General features: G+C 70.8%; 5 protein-coding genes and 1 pseudogene. 4 read left to right on the top strand and 2 right to left on the bottom strand.

The annotated features are described in order from the left end of the window. Both ACNFOC_RS51305 and ACNFOC_RS51300 read right to left on the bottom strand, forming a co-directional pair. Positions 1–728, bottom strand: a 728-nt coding sequence (locus ACNFOC_RS51305) for an SDR family oxidoreductase (RefSeq protein WP_416965850.1), incomplete at its 3' end; no start/stop codon positions are given. 41 nt (positions 729–769) lie between these two features. Further along, entirely contained in the window at positions 770–1,528 is a 759-nt protein-coding gene (locus tag ACNFOC_RS51300; protein WP_416965849.1) for an SDR family oxidoreductase, read from the bottom strand. Positions 1,529–1,613: 85 nt separating this feature from the next. Here ACNFOC_RS51300 and ACNFOC_RS51295 point away from each other — a divergent pair, with 85 nt between their 5' ends. From ACNFOC_RS51295 to ACNFOC_RS51280, 4 genes and pseudogenes are all read left to right on the top strand, one after another. Beyond that, positions 1,614–2,411 (top strand): enoyl-CoA hydratase family protein, encoded by a 798-nt coding sequence (locus ACNFOC_RS51295; protein WP_416965848.1) that lies wholly within the window; start codon positions 1,614–1,616, stop codon positions 2,409–2,411. Next, entirely contained in the window at positions 2,412–3,260 is an 849-nt protein-coding gene (locus ACNFOC_RS51290) for a CoA transferase subunit A (protein ID WP_416965847.1), read from the top strand. Next, positions 3,260–4,033 carry a CoA-transferase subunit beta gene (locus tag ACNFOC_RS51285; protein WP_416965846.1) on the top strand — a complete coding sequence of 258 codons (774 nt, stop codon included), beginning with the start codon at positions 3,260–3,262 and terminating at the stop codon, positions 4,031–4,033. Before ACNFOC_RS51290 ends, ACNFOC_RS51285 begins: the two co-directional genes overlap by 1 nt. After that, positions 4,033–4,401, top strand: a pseudogene (locus ACNFOC_RS51280) (NAD(P)H-dependent flavin oxidoreductase); the annotation flags it as partial. The gene ACNFOC_RS51285 and the pseudogene ACNFOC_RS51280, both read left to right, overlap by 1 nt. Positions 4,402–4,550: the final 149 nt, after the last annotated feature.

Genomic DNA, 4,550 nt, shown 5'->3' with positions numbered 1-4,550 from the left:
TCCCCGGACCCCAGCCACACCACCAGCGGCGACACGTTCTCCGGCGCCATCACATCGAACCCGGAGCCAGGCGCGGCCATGGTCTCCGCGAAGGTGTGTTCCGTCATGCGGGTGCGTGCCGCGGGGGCGATCGCGTTGACCTGGACGCCGTAGCGGGCCAGTTCGGCCGCCGCGACCAGAGTCAGGCCGATGATGCCGGCCTTGGCGGCGCTGTAGTTGCCCTGTCCGACGGAGCCCAACAGCCCTGCTCCGCTACTGGTGTTGATGATCCGGGCGACCGGAGTACGGCCTGCTTTCGTCTCCGCACGCCAGTGCGCGGCGGCGTGTTTCAGGGGCAGGAAGTGGCCCTTCAGATGGACGCGCATCACCGCGTCCCAGTCGTCCTCGTCGAGGTTGACGAGCATCCGGTCGCGCAGATAACCCGCGTTGTTGACAAGGGTGTCGAGCCGCCCGTAGGTCTCCAGGGCGGTCGTCACCAGGGACGCGGCACCGGCGGCCGTGGCGATGTCGCCGCCGTGGGCCACCGCCTCGCCGCCCGCAGCGCGGATCTCGGCGACGACCTGTGCGGCCGGGCTGTCGGGGTCCGGGGTGCCGTCGAGTCCGACGCCGAGGTCGTTGACAACAACCTGGGCGCCCTCGGCGGCGAAGGCGAGGGCGTGGGCGCGGCCGAGCCCCCGCCCCGCGCCGGTGACGACGACGACCCGCCCGGTACAGATTCCGCTCGTCACTTTCAACTCACCTCTCCGACCAAGTCACTTCTCCGGTCAACTCACTTCTCCTTGTTGGCAGTTGCTACGTCCAGGAACGCGGGCCGCTCCCCGCCCCCGTGGACCAGAAGGCTCGCCCCGCTGATGTAGGCGGCGGTGTCGGAGGCGAGGAAGACCGCCGCCGCGCCGATGTCGGAGGGGGCGGCGAGCCGGCCGAGCGGGACGGTTCGGGAGACGGCGTCGATCGCGTCCTCGCCGCCGTAGTGGAGGTGGGACAGCTCCGTGCGGACCATGCCGACGACGAGCGTGTTGACGCGGATGTCCGGCGCCCACTCCACCGCCATCGAACGGGCCAGGTTCTCCAGACCGGCCTTGGCCGCCCCGTACGCCGCCGAACCGGGCGAGGGGCGGCTGCCGCTGACGCTGCCGATCATCACGACTGATCCCCTGGCCCGCTTGAGGTGTTCGTACGCGGCGAGGGACGCGGAGAGCGGGGCGAGGAGGTTCAACTCGACGATCCGCGCGTGCCGTTCGGCCTCCGCGTCGATCAGCGGGCGGTACGGCGCGCCGCCCGCGTTGTTGACGAGCACGTCGAGCCGGGGCAGCGCGGCGAAGAACTCCCGTACGGCGTCCGGGTCGCGCAGGTCGAGGGGCCTGAACTCGGTTCCCTCGACCGGGTCTTCGGGCGGTCTGCGCGCGCAGGTCAGCACGTCGGCCCCGGCCTCGACGAAGGCCCGTGCGATACCGGCGCCGACGCCTCGGGTGCCGCCGGTGACGAGGACGGTTCTGCCCGCGAGTGACTGGTCGCGCGAGTTGTCCACAGGGCCTCCCGCTCGGATTCTCCGGCTGCTAGCTTCGAAGCCTCGCACCTAACAAATGTTTGGTGGAAAGGTAGCTGATGCGTCCATGGGTGTCTCCACCTCGCCCTCGAAAAAGGGGCCCGAAAAAAATGGCGTCGCCGTCATCACGGTCGACTACCCACCGGTGAACGCGCTGCCGGTGGACGGCTGGTTCGCCCTGGCCGACGCCGTGCGCGCGGCCGGGCGCGACCCCGACGTCCGCTGTGTCGTGCTGACGGCCGAGGGGCGGGGTTTCAACGCGGGCGTGGACATCAAGGAGATACAGGCGCGGGGGCAGTCGGCCCTGGTCGGGGTCAACCGGGGCTGCTTCGAGGCGTTCGCGGCGGTCTACGAGTGCGAGGTGCCGGTCGTGGCGGCCGTGCAGGGGTTCTGTCTGGGCGGGGGCATCGGTCTGGTCGGCAACGCGGACGTGATCGTGGCGAGCGAGGACGCCACCTTCGGCCTGCCCGAGCTGGACCGGGGCGCGCTGGGCGCCGCCACGCATCTGGCCCGGCTGGTCCCCCAGCACCTGATGCGCGCCCTGTACTACACCTCGCGCACGGCGACGGCGGCCGAGCTGCACGCGCACGGCTCGGTGTGGCGGGTCGTGCCGCGCGGCGAACTCCTGTCCGCCGCCCTGGAGTTGGCGGCCGAGATAGCCGCCAAGGACGGCGAGCTGATCCGCCTCGCCAAGTCCGCGATCAACGGCATCGACCCCGTCGACGTCCGCCGCAGCTACCGCTTCGAACAGGGCTTCACCTTCGAGGCCAATGTCAGCGGGGTGGCCGACCGGATCCGCGACACCTTCAAAAAGACCGGACAGCTCTCACAAGAGACCGGACAGACAGTGGGAGAGGGGGCGTAGGTGAGCGACAAGACGATGACGGCCGACGAGGTCGTCTCCCGGCTGCGCAGCGGCATGACCCTTGGCATCGGCGGCTGGGGCTCGCGCCGCAAACCCATGGCCCTGGTGCGGGCGTTGCTCCGCTCGGACATCACCGACCTCACCGTCGTCTCCTACGGCGGCCCGGACGTCGGCATGCTCGCGGCGGCCGGCCGCATCCGCAAGCTGGTGGCCGCGTTCGTCACGCTCGACTCGATCCCTCTCGAACCGCACTACCGCGCGGCGCGCGAGAGCGGGGCCTTCGAGTTGACGGAGGTCGACGAGGCCATGTTCATGTGGGGCCTGCGCGCGGCGGCGAACCGGCTGCCGTTCCTGCCGGTGCGCGCGGGCATCGGCTCGGACGTCATGCGGGTCAACCCCGGTCTGCGGACGGTGACTTCGCCGTACGAGGACGGGGAGACGTTCGTCGCGATGCCCGCGTTGCGGCTGGACGCGGCCCTGGTGCACGTCAACCGCGCCGACCGGCTGGGCAACGGGCAGTACCTGGGCCCGGACCCGTACTTCGACGACCTGTTCTGCGAGGCGGCGGACGCGGCCTATGTCTCCTGCGAACGGATCGTGGACACGGCCGAGTTGACGAAGGAGGCACCGCCGCAGTCCCTGCTCGTGAAGCGGCTGAGCGTGACCGGAGTCGTCGAGGCGCCGGGCGGCGCCCACTTCACGTCGTGCGCTCCCGACTACGGCAGGGACGAGGACGTCCAGCGGCTGTACGCGACGACTCCCTGGGCGGAGTTCTCCGAGCGCTTCCTGGCCGGTGACGAACAGGCCTACGAGTCGGCGGTGCGGAACCGGCAGGAGGAGCAAGGGTGATGGACGTATCGCGAACGGACGTACCGCGTAGGGACGTACCGCGCAGCCACGTACGGCGTTCCGAGTACTGCGTGATCGCCTGTGCGGAGGCGTGGCGCGACGCCGGTGAGATCCTCGCCAGCCCGATGGGCCTGATCCCGTCCGTGGGCGCGCGGCTGGCCCGGCTCACCTTCGCGCCCGACCTGTTGCTGACCGACGGCGAGGCGATGATCGTCCGCCCGGACGGGACACCGGAGGGCTGGTTGCCGTACCGGCAGCACCTCGCCCTGGTGTCCGGTGGGCGGCGGCACGTGATGATGGGCGCGAGCCAGATCGACCGGTACGGCAACCAGAACATCTCGTGCGTCGGCGACTGGGCGCGGCCGAGGCGGCAGTTGCTCGGGGTGCGCGGGGCGCCGGTCAACACGCTGAACAATCCGACGAGTTACTGGATACCTCGGCACTCCCGGCGGGTGTTCGTGGAGAAGGTCGACATGGTGTGCGGGGTGGGCTACGACCGGGTCGCCGGGCACCCGGGGACGGCCCGCTTCCACCGTATCCCCCGCGTCGTCTCCGACCTCGGTGTCTTCGACTTCGCGACCCCCGACCGCTCGATGCGGCTGGCGTCGCTGCATCCGGGGGTGAGTGTGGAGCAGGTGCGGGAGGCGACGGGCTTCGAGCTGGTCGTCCCGGACGAGGTCCCGTGGACCCGCGAGCCCACACCGGACGAGTTGCGGCTGATCCGTGAAGTGATCGACCCTGCCGACTCCCGTCTCAGAGAAGTGGGTTCGTGATGGAGACCGCGCTGACCCGGCTGGTCGGGGTCCGGCATCCGATCGTGCAGACGGGCATGGGCTGGGTGGCGGGACCCCGCCTGGTGTCGGCCACGGCGAACGCGGGCGCGCTGGGCGTCCTCGCCTCCGCGACCATGACCACCGACCGGCTCCGGGACGCGATCCGCGAGGTCAGGTCCCGTACGCGGGAGCCGTTCGGGGTGAATCTGCGCGCGGACGCGGCCGACGCCGGTGACCGGGTGCGGATCATGATCGAGGAGGGCGTACGGGTCGCGTCCTTCGCGCTCGCGCCGTCCGCCGAGTTGATCGCCGAGCTGAAGGAGGCGGGGGTGGTCGTGATCCCGTCGAAGTCGTACGGGAGGCGAGCACCCTGCCGCTCGCCCCGCGCCCACCCGCGTCACCGCCTTCGATTGGCACCTCGAACGCATCGTCGAACTCCGAACCGCGGAATGCGGCTTCGGCTACCGCGCCAGCGCCTTCAAGTCCCAGCCCGGACGGTGACTCGATGACCTCAGCG

The organism is Streptomyces colwelliae (assembly GCF_048158785.1).
Classification (GTDB): domain Bacteria; phylum Actinomycetota; class Actinomycetes; order Streptomycetales; family Streptomycetaceae; genus Streptomyces.
The sequence above is the reverse complement of the archived record's forward strand: the minus strand, read 5'-3'. Positions and strand labels throughout refer to the sequence as shown.

What these genes read in the sequence shown, in the direction of transcription:
- ACNFOC_RS51295 (WP_416965848.1), top strand. Translation starts at nt 1,614, where the DNA reads ATGGGTGTCTCCACCTCGCCCTCGAAAAAGGGGCCCGAAAAAAATGGC.
- ACNFOC_RS51285 (WP_416965846.1), top strand. Translation starts at nt 3,260, where the DNA reads ATGGACGTATCGCGAACGGACGTACCGCGTAGGGACGTACCGCGCAGC.